Below are 16,998 nucleotides of genomic sequence, written 5' to 3'. Positions count from 1 at the left end.
AGACCCAACTCCCATGGAGGACAGGACAGTTTGCGCAGGGTGTGATTGCGCGCGGCAGGTGCTGGGCGCGCTGGACGAGTCCTCGGTAAGGTCGGGTATGCCTACTGATGCCAACGGCGACCCGTACGAAATCAACTACGAAGATGACGGCACCCCTTACAACCACTATGCAGTAACCGACTCTTCCCAACCTCTTGATCCCGACGACGGAAACGATCTGAGAAATTACGAGGACGTGTCCTTCCGGACAGAACCGAAGAAGTCCAGTCAGGAGGCCATGGCACGAGTGGCCCGGGGTATGGGTGCCTCTCGGCCCCAAAAGGGCAGTTCCACCGCCGCACAGAAGAAGAGCAGCAGCGCCGCTGGGGTGGCTGCCGCGGCGACTGGTCTCGGCAAAGCCAGCAACGTCGCGCGCGGCAGAGGATTCGGCCGGAAACCGGGAAGCGGCCGATTCGGCTAGCGGCGGTTTGTTAAGGCGGGAGTGGTTGGTAGAGGTCGAGTGGTCGGCCGGTGCCGACGGCGGCGATCAGGGCTTGGAGTTCCGGGGGCGGTGGTGCTGTCGACCAGGCTATTTCGAGGCGTTGTGCCAGGGCGAAGACAATCACCTTCGGCGCCAGGCCCCAGACGGTCGCCTCGTCGATCAGGTCCAGTGCGAGACGCCACTTCTCCCGGTGTCCCACCGCGTCGGGAACCCCCGTCCTCGCCCGCCGCACCGCGTCGCCGGCCACTCCTCGGGCACGAACAACCGCCACGACACCGGCACCGACGCGACATCCGAGGCGGCGTGCAGGCTCACCGCGACCTGGCAGTTCGCCTGCTTGCCCAACGCCCCGCACCACTGCCGCGCCACCGCAACCGACATGGGCCCGTCCTTGGGGAACGACACATCGTCGACCACCCACACCTCGGGGTCCACCACCGGCACCGTCTTCAACGCCACCGCACGCAGCACCGCGACGTGGTCCCGCGGCGACTGGCTCACGAACTGCTGCAACGACTGCATGCCCCGTCCGGCAGCCGCTCCGCCATCGGCTGCACCGACTTGCGCCGCCCGTCCAGCATCAACCCACGCAGATAGCAGTCCGCCCACCCCCGCGTGTCCTTCCGCGGCACCGACGCGAACACCTCAGCCACGAACTCAGCCAGATCACACCGGAGTTCCTCGATCTCCGCCAAAAGCACGACACACAGCATGCCCCACACAGAAGCCAACATCAACTTCGAGTTAACGAAGTACTACTAGGAGTTGTCGTCAAATGTCATGCCCACATCAGCAGGGCTGCGAGGGTGACGGCGGCGGTGTAGGTCTCGGCGTTCTTCTCGTAGCGGGTGGCGATGCCGCGCCATTGCTTCAGGCGGTTGAAGCAGCGCTCCACGACGTTGCGTCGCCTGTAGACCTGACGGTCGAACGCGGGCGGGCGTCCGCCTCGGGAACCGCGGCGGACGCGGTTGCGAACCTGGTCGGCGCGTTCGGGGATGGTCGCGGCGATGCCCCGGCGCCGCAGCCACGCGCGGATCGCCTTCGAGCTGTAGCCCTTGTCGCCGACGACGCGTTCGGGGCGCGTCCGGGCGCGGCCGGGGCCGAGGCGCGGGACGCGAATCGCGTCCATGACCTGGGTGAAGCGGGTGCAGTCGTTGGTGTTCCCGCCGGTGACCACGAACGCCAGCGGGCGTCCGACCCCGTCGCAGGCCAGGTGGATCTTCGTGGTCAGGCCGCCGCGCGACCGGCCGAGCGCCGGGTCGCGGAGCCCCTTTTTCGGGCCCCGGCCGCGTGCTGGTGGGCCCGCACGACCGTGGAGTCCACGCAGACCAGCCACTCGATGTCGCCGGCCGCGTCCGCGCGGGCCTGCGCGGCCCGGAGCATCCGCTCGAACGTCCCGTCCGCCGTCCACCGGCGGAACCGCGTGTGCAGCGTCGCCCACGACCCGTACCGCTCGGGCACGTCCCGCCAGGCCGTGCCCGTCCGGAACTTCCACACGATCCCGTTGAGCACGGTGCGGTCGTCCAGCCGCCTCCGGCCCCGAACCGACACCGGCAGCAGCGGACGAACGAACTCCCACTCGGCATCCGACAGTTCATGGCGACGTATCACCCAACCATGATCCACTACTCAAGATCATTTGACGACAGGCCCTAGGCCGTGCCGCGGCAAGTGGTTGCCGTTGCCGGCGCTGAGGTCCCCGCCGTCGGCGAGATCGACGTCGCGCTCGGCGCCGCCGAACGCCTTGTCACCTCGCTGGCCGAAGCGTTCGACGCCGACGAACGACTTCCCGTCGCAGAACGCGCGGCGGACGCGAGGAGGCTGAGCCGCGCATGAGCTTCCCCTGGGGTGTCAGGACGTGAGCCAGCTCGCGATGGCCGCGGAGATCGGGCAGCCGGCCAGTTCCTCGATGAATTCGTAGACGCCGTACGAGTTGGCCTCAAGGAAGTAGTGGCGTCCGTCGCGGTCGACCCGCAGGTCGATTGCCGCGTAGTGGAGGCCCAACTGCGCGACCAGGGCGGTCAGTTGTTCGGCGAGCACCGAGTCGACCGTGATGGTACGCATCGGGACGGTGTAGTCGAGGCGCCAATCGAGGGGGCTGCTGCCCGACTGGCTGAAGATGGCCGCCGCGAACAGCTCGTTTCCCACGACGGTCACCCTCAGGTCGTAGGCGGCGGTGATCTTCCGCTGGAAGAGGGTCGGCAGCCTCGGAGTCGAGGGCAGTCGCTCGACGTCGGTGCGTTCGACGGACCGGGTGATGGCCGGGATGCGTGGGGCGAGGTGCCAGGTCGAGGCGGAGCCGATGGCCTTGCAGACGACCTCGCCGGAGCAGGACTCCCAGAAGTCGGCGAGGATGCCGGGGTCCGCGGACACCACGGTTTCCGGCACCGCGAGGCCAAGTTCCCGGGCGAGCACCAACTGCGGGATCTTGCGCTCGGCCAGGCGGGCGTGGTCGGGGTGGTTCATCCACGCGGCGTGGCCGAGAGCGGTCAGCGCCCCGTACACCAAGGCGTCGATCTCCGCCGTCATGAACGGGGCGAACTCGGGCTCGACGAGCCCATCGACCCGGCTGAGCCCCATGCGCGGGCGCTGGTCCGCGCCCACCCAGCTCGACGGCCTGAACAGTACGGTCTCGACGGACTCCAGGCTTTCGGGCGGAAGTTCGCTCCCGCCGAGATTGACGCGGAGCCCCCGGCCCAGCGACCAGCCGAGCTCGACGCCGCGGAACAACGCGCCAAGAGGCAGCACCGCGACGCGATCCGAGGACACGTGTCCGAGGATGCGGGTGATCTCAGAGTCCTTGACGTCGGCCACCACCAGGGCCGTTGGTGTTTTCTTGGTCACCAGTCGGCTCCCGAACGGGTCGTCGAAACGATTCGCAGGCCGAGCCCGCGATAACGGAGCCCGGGGTCCGCGGCGCTCCGATACGCCGAACGGCAGCATTCCGCGTCGTTCGCCCAACCGCCGCCTCGGATCACGCGGTAGCGCCCGTAGGCCGGTCCTGCCGGGTCGGACTCGGCCAGGGCCGTGTAGTCCTCGAACCAGTCGGACGTCCATTCCCATACGTTGCCCAGCATGTCGTGGAGGCCCCAGGCGTTGGGTTCGAGCCGACCGACGGGATGGGTCTGCCCCATGGAGTTGGACTCCATCCAGGCGTACGCGGAGAGCGGGCCTTCGCCGTCACCGAAAAAGTACGCGGACGTCGTTCCCGCCCGACAGCAGTACTCCCACTCCGCCGACGTCGGCAGACGATGCGTACGTGTCGGATCGGCCTCGTCGAGTGCCGCGACGAAACGGGCGGCGTCACGCCAGGAGACCATTTCCGCCGGAAGATTGGGATTCGTCCTGAAGTGGCTGGAATTCGCCTCGGGGCCCAGCACCTCTTCCCAGTTCCCTTGGGTGACCGGGTATTTGAGAATGGAGAATCCCCGGGTCAGCGTCACGGTGTGCGCCGGGACTTCGACATTGTCGGTTCCGGGCTCGGCCTCGGACCCCATGCGGAACCGCCCCGCGGGAACACTCACCCATTCGAGGTCCAGCGGCCGCGATATCCGAGGGCGCCGAGTTCTTCCGTGAAGATCGTCGATCAGGGCCGCGAGCGACTCCTGGTAATCATCGTCTTTCCGGAAGTCGACGTACCGGTTGTCCTGGAGGTGCATCGGCAGTGCGTCCCCTTCGCGATAAATGCCGATCAACCGCACATCGTCCCCGCGGGTACGCCTCGCGGTGGCCATCTCCATCTCGAAATTGACGGCGCCTCCGCCTTTCGCGACGGAGGCCACGGACTCCGGCGTAACGACGAACAGCACGACAGAGGAGACCTGGATGCGCGATGTCATGTAGCTCGTGATCGAATCGCCGTAGCGGACCTCCCACACGTCCAGCTGCGCGTCGAAGCCGGCGGCTCTGAGGTCGGCGGCGAGGTCCGCCACCCAGGCGTCCTTGTCCGTCGTGGTCCACTTGTACGCGATGTAGACCTTGAGTGGCGGCCTCACCGACGCTCCTCTTCCGGCGGTCCGGGTTCTTCTAGAACGGAGGAAGATCGACCCAGCTGCCGGAGAATTTGATCTTCGGTTTGATCATGTGCGCCGTCGTCGGCTCGGCGCGGCGAGCCGACTCCTCCGACATGAGACGGGCGACGTCGGAGAAGCCGATCTCGCCGTCGACGCCCTCCGGATGCATTGGCGCCGGCAATTTGATCACGGGACGGGAACCGCGGGCGAGTGCGACGAAAAAGGGTACGCCCGCCTCTTCCGCTCCGATCACGGCAAGTGAACTCATGAACCCCCCCTGACTGCGGCCCAACCATGAACGGGGCCTGTGGTTATCGTATTCCGCTCGGACCCCTGTCATCCATGGTTTCGTCTCAACGGGCAAACTCGTTCACGAATCGGCCATTTCTCGGCGGAACGCGTCGATACATGAGCGGCCGTACCGTGATCTCGCCCCCAGCGAGGCGCCAGGCCGCACAATGCGCATATGCGGATACCAGCGCTGCTGAACCTTCTTCGGACCGACTCGGCCAATGTCGACGACGTACGGCCCACACTGTGGACCGCGCGGATAGGCCCTGCTTCCTACAGAGGCGACCGCGAGCACTACCAGAGCGCCGTTCTGGAGCAGTACAAGCTGTACGTGGAGATGGCCGACCGAGTCAGCGCACGCCGCGCGTTGACCAACGCCTTCTTCCTGAGCCTGCATTCGGGGATCCTGACCGGACTCGGCGCGGCGTGGCGAAGCGACGACTTCCCGGTCGCGTTCCTCTTCGTCCTCTTCGCCGTCGGTACCGTGTTCGCCGCGGCGTGGCTGTCGCTGATCGTTTCCTATCGGCAGCTCAATGCCGCCAAGTACACAGTCATCGGCGCCCTGGAGGAGCGGCTGCCGGCCGCCCCGTACTCACGCGCGGAGTGGGCCGCCCTGAAGCAAGGTACCGACAAGGGCCGGTACTGGCCGCTCACGTACCCCGAACAACTCCTCCCGGTAGTGTTCGCCCTCCTCTACCTGACTGGTATCGCCGTGACCCCCACCGTCCGCTGACCCCGCTGTCGAACATCGAACGCCCGGTACCGCTCAGCCGACCGGCTCCGACCACGCCGAACCGGACATTTCGGTGTCATGTCGACAGTTTGGGCAGTGAGCGTTACGCATGCCTCGAACGGGCTGGCCGTGCCTGCTGGTTGTCATACCGGACATTGTGTGGGGCGGACGCAGCGTCAGTCATCGTCCTCGCCTACGAACCAGCGTTCCCGGTCGGCTTCGTACGGGTCATTGTGGTCCGCTGCCACTCGGGCCCGGTTGCCGAACCCGCTCTGAGCAGTGTCGCTGTCTGGGTTGTCTCGCGCCGTCCTTGAGATTCGGGCGGCGGCCTCACGATCCATCGGGGTCTCTCGTGCCATGCCGCAAGCGTCCCGTAGCCGTGGCCGGGACCGCGGCAGTTCGCTGTATTCGCCGTGGCGCGCCACGCCCGCAGGACTGACCGGCGAACGCTGACGCCATCGCGCTGTATCAGCCGTGGAGCAGTTAACAGACGAGCACCAACGGTGGCGCGCTCATTATCGCCGGGGGGCGTCGCCCTGCGCATTCTCCCGCGCCGCCCGAGCCGTCAGCTCGGGTAGGAGTCGAACTGTCAGCTCGGGTCGCAACCCGAACTGGCAGTTCGAGTCGATCCGCCGATTTGCCTTAGCGTCGTCGCGGGCCGCAACGGGGAGGAGGGCGCGAATGGATCGGGCCGAAGATGGCCGGATCACCGCGTGGTTCGGGCGGGCCGGTGCCGGCCGGGGCGTGCTCGTCGTGGCGCTGCGGCATCCGGGTGTGCGGGTCGCTGAGCTCGGGAGGGTCTTCGACGTCGTGGTCACCCCCGCCGCCGTCAGTGAACTCGCCTGTCGGCTTCTTGCCGACCAGGGCGGCCGGGTCGGCGCGGTCGTGGCGAGCTTCCGTGGCAAGTGGTCGCCGGCGGTGACCTGGCTGTCGGCGGCCGGGTGGACGCCGGAGGCGAGTTGCACACCGCCCGGAACGCGGTGGTCGACGGCAATCTCGCCGTCAACGGCGAATTGGCGTTGGGCGAACTGCGCGTGGCGCGGAACGCCGCCGTCGGCGGAGGGCTGACCGTCGGCGGCCGGGTGGACGCCGGAGGCGAGTTGCACACCGGCGGGAAGGTTGTCGTGGGTGGCGGTCTCGACGTCGCCGGGGAGTCGGTGTTCTCGGGGATGCTGAACGCCAATGCGCTGCTCGCGGTGCAAAACGGCGGTCAGTTCCTTCTGGCGGTCAACGACGAGCAAGTGGTGGTCACGAACAAGCTGCGGGTCCACGGGGAGTCCGTGTCGACAGGGGTGTCAAGCCGGTCGTCCGGGAGCTGGAGCACGGCAACGTCTACCCCGAGGCTCTGATCGAGCAGATGAAGAAGCTCGGGATCTACGGCCTCGCGATCCCCGAGGAGTACGGCGGCACTCCCGTCTCCACGCCCTGCTACGTACTGGTCACCGAGGAGCTGGCGCGGGGCTGGATGAGCCTGGCCGGGGCAATGGGCGGCCACACCGTGGTGTCCAAGCTGCTGCTGCACTTCGGCACCGAGGAGCAGAAGCGCCGCTACCTGCCGCGCATGGCCACCGGGGAGATCCGGGCCACGATGGCGCTGACCGAGCCGGGCGGCGGGTCCGACCTCCAGGCCATGCGCACGGTCGCCCGCAAGGACGCCGACGGCTACCTCGTCAACGGCACCAAGACCTGGATCACCAACTCGCGGCGCTCCGGCCTGATCGCGCTGCTGTGCAAGACCGACCCGCAGGCCGAGCCCGCGCACAAGGGCATCTCCATCCTCCTGGTCGAGCACGGCCCCGGGCTCACCGTCTCCCGCGACCTGCCCAAGCTGTGCTACAAGGGCGTCGAGAGCTGCGAGTTGGCGTTCGACGACTACCGCGCCTCCGCCGACTCCGTCCTCGGCGGCGTCGAGGGCAAGGGGTTCGCGCAGATGATGAAGGGCCTGGAGACCGGACGGCTCCAGGTCGCGGCCCGGGCGCTGGGCGTCGGCCGGGCCGCGCTGGAGGACTCGCTCGCGTACGCGCAGGAGCGCGAGTCGTTCGGCCGCCCGATCTGGCAGCACCAGTCAATCGGCAACTACCTGGCGGACATGGCGACTTCGCTCACCGCCGCCCGTCAGCTCACGCTGTACGCGGCACGCGAGGCCGACGCCGGGCGCCGGGTGGACATGGAGGCCGGCATGGCCAAGCTCTTCGCCTCGGAGACCGCGATGCAGATCGCGCTGAACGCGGTCCGCATCCACGGCGGCTACGGCTACTCCACCGAGTTCGACGTCCGCTACTTCCGCGACGCCCGCTGATGATCGTCGGCGAGGGCACCAACGAGATCCAGCGGAACGTCATCGCCGCCCAACTCGTCAAGCGCGGCGGGCTCGACACCTGACCCGGGGCACCCGGCGCGGGTGTCACGAGGCGGCGCGCGAGGCGGCCAGGAGTTCCTGGATCGTCACCAGCTTCTGTCGGGGCCGTGATGCCTCGCGGCCCCGGCGCTTCTCCTCCCGATCGATCCGGTCCCACGCGGTCTTGTCGAGCAGATCCGCGACGCGGTCGCGCAGGAGCCTCGCGAAGTCCTCGGGGGATCCGGTCGGGTCGGCCAGCCGGTCCGACGCCAGATCGTCGAGGATGCCGGCCACGGTCTCCTCGGCGTCCTGTTTGTTGCTGCCGATGACGCCGCGCGGGCCGCGCTTGATCCATCCGGAGCAGTAGACCCCGACCACGACCTCGCCCCGCTCCGGGTCGACGACCCGGCCGGATTCGTGCGGGAGCGTGGCGGTGGCCTCGTCGAACGGCAGGCCGTCGACGCGGGCGCCGCGGTAGCCGATGGCCCGCAGGACCAGCGCGGTCTCGATCCGTTCGGTGCCGCCGTCCGGACGCCGGAAGGTGACCGCCTCGACGCGTTCCCCGCCCTCGATCGCCACGGGCTCCAGCCCGAACCGGAACCTGACCACCTTGCCCGCGGCGTCGCCGCGACCGGCCGCGCGCCGCAGGACCGCCTGCTTGCGGTCACCGTCGTGGGCGCCGACCTCGTCGGCCTCGGCCACCACGGTGACCCCTTCGAGTTGGTCGAGGGCCAGCAACTCGCCCTGCGAGTACGCCGCGTGCTCCGGGCCGCGGCGGGCGACGACGACCACCTCGGAAACGTTGCCCGCCGCCAAGGCGTCGACGGCGTGCTGGGCCATGTCGGTGACGGAGAGCGCGTCGGCCGGGCGCAGCAGGGTCCGGGCCACGTCGAGGGCGACGTTGCCGTTGCCGATCACCACGACCCGCTCGCCGTCCAGCCCGAAGCGTTCCCCGGCGTGGTCCGGGTGCCCGTTGTACCAGGCCACGAAGTTCCGGGCGGCGTGCACGCCGGGAAGGTGCTCGCCGGCGACGCCCAGCTTGCGGTCGTCGGGGGCGCCGCCGGCCCAGAGCACGGCGTGGTGGTACCGCAGCAGTTCCCCGATGGTGAGGTCCCGGCCGACCTCGACGTTGAAGTAGCTCGTCACGGCCGGCCGGGACAGGACGCCGCCGAACCGGTCGGCCATTTTCTTGGTGTTCGGGTGGTCGGGGGCGACCCCGCCGCGCACCAGGCCGAACGGTGTGGGCAGACGTTCGAGCATGGTCACCGCGACGCCCTTGATGTCGCTCAGGATTCCGGCCGCGTAGCAGGCCGCCGGGCCGGTGCCGACGATCGCGACGCGCAGTTCCGGCCGGTCGGTCGGCAGCGCCCTGGGGGCGAACGAGGGCGGGCCGACGTCGGCCAGGGGGTTGGCGGCGAAGTACTCGGCGTTGATATCCAGGTAGTCCGAGAGATGCTCGGGCAGTTCCCACTCCGGGTGCACGGCCTCGACCGGGCACTCGTCGAGACACGCCCCGCAGTCGATGCACGTGGCCGGGTCGATGTAGAGCTGCTCGGCGGTGGTGAAGTCGGCGTCTCCGGGCCTCGGACGGATGCACTGGACCGGGCAGACGGTGACGCACGAACCGTCGTTGCAACAGCCCTTCGAGATCACGAACGTCATCGGTGTTGGTCTCCGCGGTCGGTGGGAATCTTTGGACAAGAGAGCAACATAATAGTCGACCACTGTCTTGGAAGGCGCTTTGGCCAGGCATTTATTCATTGACGACGCCATCGTGACCGTGCAAGAGTATTACTTGAACATACTTATGACCCTCGGCAGTGAGGAGCTGGCATGCGCGCGCCGGCCGACATCGTCCTGACCGACTTCGACCATCATTCGGCGAAGTTCGCCGCCCGTCCGTTCGAGGTCCTGGAGGAGCTGCGCGACGCCGCCCCGGTGGCCTGGTCGACCGCGCACGGCGGCTTCTGGGTGGTCACCGACCACGGGAACGTGGTCCAGGGCCTGGCCGACTACGCCACGTTCTCCTCCACGGCGGGCCCGGCCATTCCCGCCAACCCGTTCGGCACCCGCCACATCCCGGTGGCCTTCGACCCGCCGCTGCACGCCCTGTACCGCAAGGTGCTCAACGAGTGGTACAGCAAGGCCGAGATCTCCCGGCGAGAGCCGGAGATCAAGGCCATGGTCGCGGAGATCGTCACCGGACTGCGGGAGCGCGGGAGTTGGGACTTTGTCTCCGATCTGGCCAACGTCTCCCCCGGCGCGGTCACCCTGGGAATCCTCGGCTGGGATGCCGGTCAGCGCCTCGAACTGCTGGACGTGATGACCCAGTCGCTGCGCAACCAGGCGAACTCCGACCCCGACGTCCAGCGGCAGAACGCCGAGCGGAGCGCGTGGTTCCGGGAGCAGATCCTGCGCGAGGCGAACGACCGGCGGGCGAACCGACGCGACGACCTGATGTCGGTGCTCGCGAACGACCCCGTCGTCGGCGGCCAACCGCTCACCGACGAGGAACTGGCCGACATGGTCGTCCTGCTGATCCTCGCCGGCTTCCACACCACCAGCGGCGCCTTCACGGCGCTCATGGTCCACTTGGCGGAGCACCCCGAGGCCAAGCAGCGACTCGACCGGGACCGGAGCCTGATCCCGCACGCGATCGAGGAGATCGTCCGGATCTACTCCCCCGCCACCGCGCACGCCCGAACGGTCACCCGGGACACGGAGTTGGGCGGCGTCGCGATGAAGAAGGGCGACTGGACGCTCTTCGTCAACATGGCGGCCAACCACGACCCGGACGCCTTCCCCGACCCCGAGCGCGTCGACCTCGACCGCAACCGGGCCAAGAGCGTCGCGTTCGGCTGGGGCGTCCACCGCTGCCTGGGGCTGCACCTGGCCCGGCTGATCCTGCGGCTGGAGGTCGAAGCCGTGCTCGACCTGCTGCCGGGGTACCGCATCGACCTCGACGCCGCCGTGCGCTCGGACCACATGGGGCTCGGGTACTTCTACCTGTCGGTCCCGGCGAGCATCCCCCAGGGGTCCTGAGACATGCGGATCGACATCGACCCCGGGGCCTGCGAGGGGAACGCCGTGTGCGAGGCCATGGCGCCGATGGTCTTCGCACTCGACGACCGCGACCAGGCGCGTGTGATCGGCGAGGCCGTCACTGCGGACGGCTCGGTGCCGGACGAGCACCGGCTGCTCGTGGAGCGGGCCGCCGAGGGGTGCCCCCGGCTGGCCATCCGGATTTCCGGGTAGCGGCTTTCGGTCGCGAACCCGCCCTTCCGGCCGTCCCGTTCGGCTCCCGGTACACCGGGGGTCCGGACGGGACGGGGGCGCGCCCGCGTCCCGTCCGAACCGTCAGGCCGGCCCGAAGACCGGGACGACCGGATGCTCGCCGACCGCCCGGAACCGGGCCCGGACCCGGGCGCCGATCGGGTCGGCCTCCGGCGGGAAGCCGTCCAGGGTGCTGAGCAGCCGGACCCCGCTGTCCAGTTCGACCAGCGCGACGTTGTACGGGACGCGCTCCCGGAGGTGGGCGGCGTAGGCGCGGTGGTAGACGGCGAAGCTCCAGACGGTGCCGACCGGCTCGACCTCGTCCCACGCGAAGGACCGTCCCAGGCACTCCGGGCACACGCCGGCCGCCGGCCAGCGCAGGAACGCGCAGTCGGCGCAGCGCTGGAAGACCAGGCGTCCCTCGCTCGCCTCGGCCCAGAAACGCGAGTCGTCCTGGACCTGCGGGGTCTGGTGGCTCATCGGACCTCCGTCGAGAGAATCGTGCTCGCCGCCTTCATGAAGCCGAACGTCGAGCAGTACTGCGCCGTGGTGAGGCCCGCGACCTGTCGGTCCCCGGCCTCGCCGCGCAACTGCCGTACGGCCTCGACGAGATGCAGAAAGCCCCACATGTAGGCCTCGGAGAGCTGGCCGCCGTTGGTGTTGAGCGGCAGTTTCCCGCCGTGGCCGACCGCGCCCGTACGGAACGCCTCGCCCACGCCGCCGGGTTCGACGAAGCCGTAGTACTCCAGCATCTGAAGCACCCAGATGCTGGTCGGGTCCTGGATGTAGAGGGCGTCGACCCCGTCCCGGCCGATGCCCGCGGCGGGGTAGACCCGCTCGGCCACCGACCGGATCCAGGGCCGCAGCCACTGGTCGGCGTTCTGGCGGTCCCGCAGCCCGGTCTGTTGCGCGATCCCCATGACGTGCACGGGCTTGGCGGTGAGCTCCGCCGCGCGGTCCGCGCTCGCGACGATCAGGCAGGCGGCGCCGTCGGAGATCATGCACAGGTCGGCCCGCCGCAGCGGCGCGACGAGGTAGGGAGCGGCGAGGTAGTCGTCCACCGTCATCGGCTCGCGGAAGATCGCCAGCGGGTTGTCGGTCGCGTACTTCCGCTGCGAGACCGAGATCTCGGCAAGGTCCGCCTCGGTGGTGCCGTACAGCATCCGGTGGCGGCGGAAGGCCATCGCGGCGGGCCCGGCCACGTTGAGGAAGCCGTAGACCGACGCCTCGTCCTGACGCCCCAGCGGGTGGCCGAACGTGTTCCCCGCGCTGCGCTGGTTGGTGCCGTAGACGATGGCGACGACACCGGCCAGCCCGGCGTCGATCACCGCGCAGGCCAGGTGGAGCGAGAAGTTGCAGGTGCCGTAGTCCAGCGTCGCGCTGTAGGCGGGGTTGAGCCCGGCCAGTCGGCCGATCTCGGTGTCGATCCCGAAGCCGCCGTACGACTTGCAGGTGATCAGCCCGTCGATGGCCGACTTGTCGATGCCGGACTCGGCCAGGGTGACGCGCAGTCCCTCGACGGCCAGTTCGTCGGCCGTGATGCCGGGGATGGTGCCCTGCCGGGTGGAGCCCGCCGCGACCACCGCGGTACGGCCGCGGATGGCGCCACCGAGCCGGGATGCTGTGTCGGCCATCAGATCGCGTCCTCGTCCGCCAGGCCGTCGACCTCGTCGCGCGATAGTCCGAGCAGTTCCTCGTAGACCTCGTAGTTGTGCTCGCCGTAGGTGGGCGCGCCCCTCCCGACCCGGCCGCCGGCGTACTGCGGGGTGTCGGACATCGTCACCGACGGCGCCGCCACCGGCCAGCGGCCGAAGTTGGTCGCGTCGAGTTCGGTGAGCCAGTTCAGCGCGGCCAGTTGCGGGTCGTTCTCCACCCGGTCCCGGGTGGTCTGCGCGACACCGGCGGCCACGCCGATGGCCTGGAGCCGGTTCATCAGGTCGAACCCGTCGTGCTCGGCCGTCCACGCGGCCACCAGCCGGTCCAACGCCTCCCGGTTGCGGTGCCGGTCGGCGGCCGTACGGAAGTCGGCCTGCGCCAACCACTCCGGGTGGCCGGCCTCCTTGGCCAGCGCCACCCAGTCCGCGTCCTCGCGGCAGGTGATCGCGATCCACCGGTCGTCGCCGCGGGTGGGGTACAGGCCTTCCGGTGCCGCGGTCGAGTACGGCGACCGGTTCCCGGCGCGCTCCCACACCCGCCCGTTGACCTGGTAGTCCAGCGTCGGCACGGCGGTCATGAAGATGCCGACCTCGCTCTGCGACGCGTCGATCGCCTGGCCCTCGCCCGTGACGTCGTGGTGGTAGACGGCGCCGAGGACGGCCAACGCGAAGCTGTAGGCGCCGTACCAGTCCAGGTAGGAGTAGCCCCAGCCGGCGGGCGGGAACGGGTCCGGCAGACCACTCATCTCCGAGGTTCCGGCGAACGCCTGCGCCACCGGGCCGATGGTGCGGAACCGGCCGTAGATCCCCTCGGTGCCCATGCCTGACTGCTTCGCGTAGATGATGTCCGGCTTGATCGCGCGCAGTTCGTCGTAGCCCAGGCCCCAGCTCTCCATGACGCCCGGCGAGAACCCCTCGGCGACCACCGTGCTCTCGGCCACCATCCGCCGGGCCAGCTCCAGCCCCTTGGGGTGCTTGACGTTCAGCGATATGCCGCGCTTGCCGGGGTTCTTGTTGTTGTACTGCGCGCCCACCGGGCCGCCGAGATCGGCGGGCCACTGCGACGGTACGGGTCCGGTGGCGCGTTCCCGCGCCTCCCGGCCGCCGACGGGATTGCCGCCGCGGCGCGGGTCGAGGTTCTTGTGCCACTCGACCTTGATCACGTCGGCGCCGAGCGAGGCGAGGAACCGGGTGGCCCCGGCCGAGGCGAGCATCCAGGTGAAGTCGAGGATCCGGACGCCTTGCAGCGCCCAGGGCCTGCCGTGAACGGACAGGTCGCGGGGCACCGGCAGCGGCGCCCGCGCCAAGGGTCGCGGTGTGACCTGCAACAACGCGCGGTGTTGGTCCAGTCGCGGAGCCGGGCTCCGGCCGACCCACTGCGTCCCGGTCGCGATCCACTTGCTGGTCGGGTAGCGCAGCGCACGGCCGAGGTCGGGGTGCTCGACGTCCCCGAACGTGCCGCGTTGCAGCCAGTGTTCGTCGTACGCGGACTCGTGGGGCTTGCGGACCGGCACCCACATCAGCCCGGCCTCCTGCGCCTCCCGCCAGGGGACGTCGTCGAAGCGGTACCGGCGGATGGTGTGCTCGACAGCGTCCATGTTCCGGGCCGCGCCGCCCTCCATGCCGGGCAGCACCCGGGAGTCCTTGCTCTTCTCGTCGCTGCCGTCGCTGACGTCCTCGCCGATGCCGTACTTGGCCAGGAACGGCCCGAGCAGCTCGGCGTTGCGCGTGGTGGCGAGGATCCAGCGGCCGTCCTTGGTGGCGAAGATCGAGCGGTGGACGGACACGTCGGGCGCGGAGTGCCGGCAGGTCTGGCGCAGGAACGGGGTGCGCAGGCAGATCCACGACATCAGGTCGCCCTCGGTGTTCTTCGCGAGGGCCTCGTGGACCGCGCACGACAGGTGCTGCCCCCTGCCGGTGTGGCGGCGGCTGATGAGCGCGGCGATCACGGTGAAGGCGAGTTGCTCGCCGGCGACGGCGTAGGAGTGCTCAAGCTGCGCGGCCACCGGCGGCAGGTCGTATTTCCCCGAAGGGTCCGGGTCGTAGCCGTTGTTCATCACCTGCCCGCCCAGCGCCAGGTGGACCAGGTCGGTCGCCTTCCAGTCCCGGCGGGGCCCTTCCTCGCCGAACGGGGTCATCCGGGCGACGATGAGCGCCGGGTGCCGCTCGCGTAGTTCGGCGCTGCCCAGCCCCCGCTCGTCCAGGTGGCCGATGGGGCTCGCGTCCAGCAACACGTCGCTCGCGGCGGCCAGTTCCTCCAGCCCGCGGCGGCCTTCGTCGGTGTCGAGGTCCAGGACGACCGAGCGCTTCCCGCGGTTGTAGGCCCAGAAGTGCAGCGACCGCTCGGGGTCGGGGACGTCGTCGACGAACGGGCCCATCCGGCGGCTTTCGGCGCCCTCGGGCGGCTCGACCTTGATCACCTCGGCGCCGAGACCGGCCAGGACGAGTCCGCAATACTCGCCGATCCGGTCGCCGACCTCGACCACCCGTATGCCGTCGAGGGCTCCGGGTTTCGTCTGCTCAGGGGTGGGGTTCTGCATGGTTTCTGCTCCCTGGGGTCAGGACCGCGCGGCGTCGAAGCGGGCACCGCGTCCCTCGAACCGCTCGAAGTCGGTGAGGCGGGCGTCGGCGTACTGGTCGACGTGCTCGGCGCGGGTGAAGGGCCAGATGATCGGGGTGCCGCCCTGGTCCGTGTACCAGTTGTCACAGAGCGAGTAGGTGGTGTCGGGGAGGGCGGCGCGCACGGTGTCGCGGAACGCCCGGGTCGCTTCCACGGTGGGGGCGAGCGCACACCCCTCCTGCCGCATGGTCTCCATCAACCGCATCAGGAAGCCGACCTCGTCGCGCAGACAGGTGGGGATGGCGATCGAGTTCACCGGGGCGAACGGGCCGTTGAGCAGGAAGAAGTTGGGGAGGCCGGGCAGGCCGATCCCGCGGTAGCTGTAGACGCCCTCGGCCCACAGCTTGTCGACGGTCAGGCCGTCCGGGCCGACGACGCCCATCGGCCGCATGTAGGCGTGGGTGTCGAAGCCGGTGGCGTACACGATGATGTCGAGCGCGTGCAGCTCGCCTTCGCTGTCCACGATTCCGGCCGGCTCGATCCGCTGCACCCCGCCGAACACCGGTGTCACGTTAGGGCGTTGCACCACCCGGTAGTAGTCCGGCGACTTGGGGATGCGCTTGCAGCCCAGCGGCTCCTTGGGGGTGAGCTTCTCGCGCAGCACCGGGTCCGGTATTTCCTCAGCCAGCTTGGCGCGGAACCGCGCGTTCATCTCCTCGCGCTCCGGGCCCGGGACCAGGCGCCAGGTCTCCGAGCCGTCGGTCTCGCGGCGCAGCGCCGCCATTTTGCGGTCCCAGTGGCCGGCCAGCGCCGGGACGCGCAGCAGGAGTTTCTCCAGCAGGGAGATCCTCGGGTTCTCCTTCACCTGGATCCACTGCGGGGTGCGGATGAAGTGCTCGACGTGGTGGCCCTGTTTGCCCAGTTCGCTGACGATCTGGATGCCGCTGGACCCGGTTCCGACGACGCCGATCCGCTTGCCCTGGAGATCGACCGTGTGATCCCACTCGGACGAGTGCCAGCTGTGTCCGGTGAAGGTCTCGGTGCCGGGGAACGTCGGGCGCTTGGGCACGTGCAGAAAGCCGGTGGCGGCGACCACGACGTCGAAGCGCTCGGTGGCCCCGCCGGGCAACGTGAGCGTCCAGGCGCCTTCCTCCCACGTGGCGTGCCGGACCTCGGTGCGGAACCGGATGTGCTTGCGGATTCCGGTCTCGGCGGCGAAGTCGGTCAGGTAGCGGCGGATTTCGCTGCCCGGTGCGTACCGCTTGGTCCAGTAGTGCTTGCGCGCGAAGGGGAACTCGTAGGAGCGCGTGATCACATCGACGTGCAGGCCCGGGTACGTGTTGTCGTGCCAGGTGCCCCCGGCGGCCTCGCGCTTCTCGAAGATCGTGTAGTCGATCCCGGCGGCGGAGAGGTGGTGGGCCAGGAAGAGGCCCGACATGCCCGCACCGATGATGCCCACTCTCACGGTCGACCTCCACTACTTCAAGCGACTGACACCATTAATGTAACATGATTGCCAGCACGCTTGGCCGCCCGGCGGGACATTACCCAGGTCACATGGTCATCGTGGGGTCGTCGCACCGACTGGCGAGTCATGCTGGTAGCCAGCCTACTATTGTGTTGCAGCCGCGTCCGACCGTAGGATCACGCGGTC

Annotated in this window: 14 protein-coding genes and 3 pseudogenes; 7 read left to right on the top strand and 10 right to left on the bottom strand. The window is 69.3% G+C overall.

Translation table 11 applies throughout. The features are described 5' to 3' along the window. The first annotated feature begins 13 nt into the window (after window positions 1-13). Window positions 14-460 carry a hypothetical protein gene (locus tag LO772_RS30845; protein WP_231775310.1) on the top strand — a complete coding sequence of 149 codons (447 nt, stop codon included), beginning with the start codon at window positions 14-16 and terminating at the stop codon, window positions 458-460. A 136-nt stretch (window positions 461-596) separates the two neighbouring features. On the opposite strand, the pseudogene LO772_RS30840 reads toward LO772_RS30845, so the two are convergent. Together LO772_RS30840 and LO772_RS30835 are read right to left on the bottom strand one after the other, a co-directional pair. Next, window positions 597-1,194, bottom strand: a pseudogene (locus tag LO772_RS30840) (IS701 family transposase); the annotation flags it as partial. A gap of 65 nt (window positions 1,195-1,259) precedes the next feature. Further along, window positions 1,260-2,032: pseudogene (locus LO772_RS30835) on the bottom strand (IS5 family transposase). Between the two features lie 120 nt (window positions 2,033-2,152). Here LO772_RS30835 and LO772_RS30830 point away from each other — a divergent pair. Beyond that, window positions 2,153-2,317, top strand: coding sequence for a hypothetical protein (locus tag LO772_RS30830; protein WP_231775309.1), 165 nt, complete (start codon window positions 2,153-2,155; stop codon window positions 2,315-2,317). A gap of 15 nt (window positions 2,318-2,332) precedes the next feature. Here the strand turns inward: LO772_RS30830 and LO772_RS30825 are convergent, their stop codons facing one another. The 3 genes from LO772_RS30825 to LO772_RS30815 are packed head-to-tail and all read right to left on the bottom strand — an operon-like array spanning window position 2,333 to window position 4,762. Next, window positions 2,333-3,325 (bottom strand): hypothetical protein, encoded by a 993-nt coding sequence (locus tag LO772_RS30825; RefSeq protein ID WP_231775308.1) that lies wholly within the window; start codon window positions 3,323-3,325, stop codon window positions 2,333-2,335. Next, the gene (locus tag LO772_RS30820; RefSeq protein ID WP_231775307.1) at window positions 3,322-4,476 is read right to left on the bottom strand and encodes an SUMF1/EgtB/PvdO family nonheme iron enzyme; all 1,155 of its coding nucleotides are present in this window, start codon (window positions 4,474-4,476) and stop codon (window positions 3,322-3,324) included. The genes LO772_RS30825 and LO772_RS30820 overlap by 4 nt, the downstream gene beginning before the upstream one ends. A gap of 31 nt (window positions 4,477-4,507) precedes the next feature. Continuing rightward, window positions 4,508-4,762 carry a hypothetical protein gene (locus LO772_RS30815; RefSeq protein ID WP_231775306.1) on the bottom strand — a complete coding sequence of 85 codons (255 nt, stop codon included), beginning with the start codon at window positions 4,760-4,762 and terminating at the stop codon, window positions 4,508-4,510. Window positions 4,763-4,960: 198 nt separating this feature from the next. Here LO772_RS30815 and LO772_RS30810 point away from each other — a divergent pair, with 198 nt between their 5' ends. The 3 genes and pseudogenes from LO772_RS30810 to LO772_RS30800 all read left to right on the top strand — a co-directional run. Next, on the top strand, window positions 4,961-5,518 hold the full coding sequence (locus LO772_RS30810) for a RipA family octameric membrane protein (RefSeq protein ID WP_231775305.1): 558 nt from the start codon (window positions 4,961-4,963) through the stop codon (window positions 5,516-5,518). Window positions 5,519-6,423: 905 nt separating this feature from the next. Further along, window positions 6,424-6,867 (top strand): hypothetical protein, encoded by a 444-nt coding sequence (locus LO772_RS30805; protein ID WP_231775304.1) that lies wholly within the window; start codon window positions 6,424-6,426, stop codon window positions 6,865-6,867. Beyond that, window positions 6,801-7,900, top strand: a pseudogene (locus tag LO772_RS30800) (acyl-CoA dehydrogenase family protein); the annotation flags it as partial. The gene LO772_RS30805 and the pseudogene LO772_RS30800, both read left to right, overlap by 67 nt. A 22-nt stretch (window positions 7,901-7,922) precedes the next feature. On the opposite strand, the gene LO772_RS30795 reads toward LO772_RS30800, so the two are convergent. Continuing rightward, window positions 7,923-9,518, bottom strand: coding sequence for an FAD-dependent oxidoreductase (locus LO772_RS30795; RefSeq protein WP_231775303.1), 1,596 nt, complete (start codon window positions 9,516-9,518; stop codon window positions 7,923-7,925). 171 nt (window positions 9,519-9,689) lie between these two features. Here LO772_RS30795 and LO772_RS30790 point away from each other — a divergent pair, with 171 nt between their 5' ends. Beyond that, the gene (locus LO772_RS30790; RefSeq protein WP_231775302.1) at window positions 9,690-10,898 is read left to right on the top strand and encodes a cytochrome P450; all 1,209 of its coding nucleotides are present in this window, start codon (window positions 9,690-9,692) and stop codon (window positions 10,896-10,898) included. 3 nt (window positions 10,899-10,901) lie between these two features. Continuing rightward, the gene (locus LO772_RS30785; protein WP_231775301.1) at window positions 10,902-11,111 is read left to right on the top strand and encodes a ferredoxin; all 210 of its coding nucleotides are present in this window, start codon (window positions 10,902-10,904) and stop codon (window positions 11,109-11,111) included. A 102-nt stretch (window positions 11,112-11,213) separates the two neighbouring features. Here the strand turns inward: LO772_RS30785 and LO772_RS30780 are convergent, their stop codons facing one another. Genes LO772_RS30780 through LO772_RS30765 form a run of 4 tightly spaced genes read right to left on the bottom strand, consistent with a single transcriptional unit; the run spans window position 11,214 to window position 16,809 of the window. After that, window positions 11,214-11,609, bottom strand: coding sequence for a Zn-ribbon domain-containing OB-fold protein (locus tag LO772_RS30780; RefSeq protein ID WP_231775300.1), 396 nt, complete (start codon window positions 11,607-11,609; stop codon window positions 11,214-11,216). After that, entirely contained in the window at window positions 11,606-12,763 is a 1,158-nt protein-coding gene (locus LO772_RS30775; protein ID WP_231775299.1) for a thiolase family protein, read from the bottom strand. Before LO772_RS30775 ends, LO772_RS30780 begins: the two co-directional genes overlap by 4 nt. After that, the gene (locus tag LO772_RS30770; RefSeq protein WP_231775298.1) at window positions 12,763-15,324 is read right to left on the bottom strand and encodes a CaiB/BaiF CoA-transferase family protein; all 2,562 of its coding nucleotides are present in this window, start codon (window positions 15,322-15,324) and stop codon (window positions 12,763-12,765) included. Before LO772_RS30770 ends, LO772_RS30775 begins: the two co-directional genes overlap by 1 nt. Before the next feature lie 18 nt (window positions 15,325-15,342). Further along, window positions 15,343-16,809, bottom strand: coding sequence for a flavin-containing monooxygenase (locus LO772_RS30765; protein ID WP_231775297.1), 1,467 nt, complete (start codon window positions 16,807-16,809; stop codon window positions 15,343-15,345). Window positions 16,810-16,998 lie beyond the last annotated feature (189 nt).

This window comes from Yinghuangia sp. ASG 101 (genome assembly GCF_021165735.1).
In the GTDB taxonomy this organism is placed as follows: domain Bacteria; phylum Actinomycetota; class Actinomycetes; order Streptomycetales; family Streptomycetaceae; genus Yinghuangia.
The sequence above is the reverse complement of the archived record's forward strand: the minus strand, read 5'-3'. Positions and strand labels throughout refer to the sequence as shown.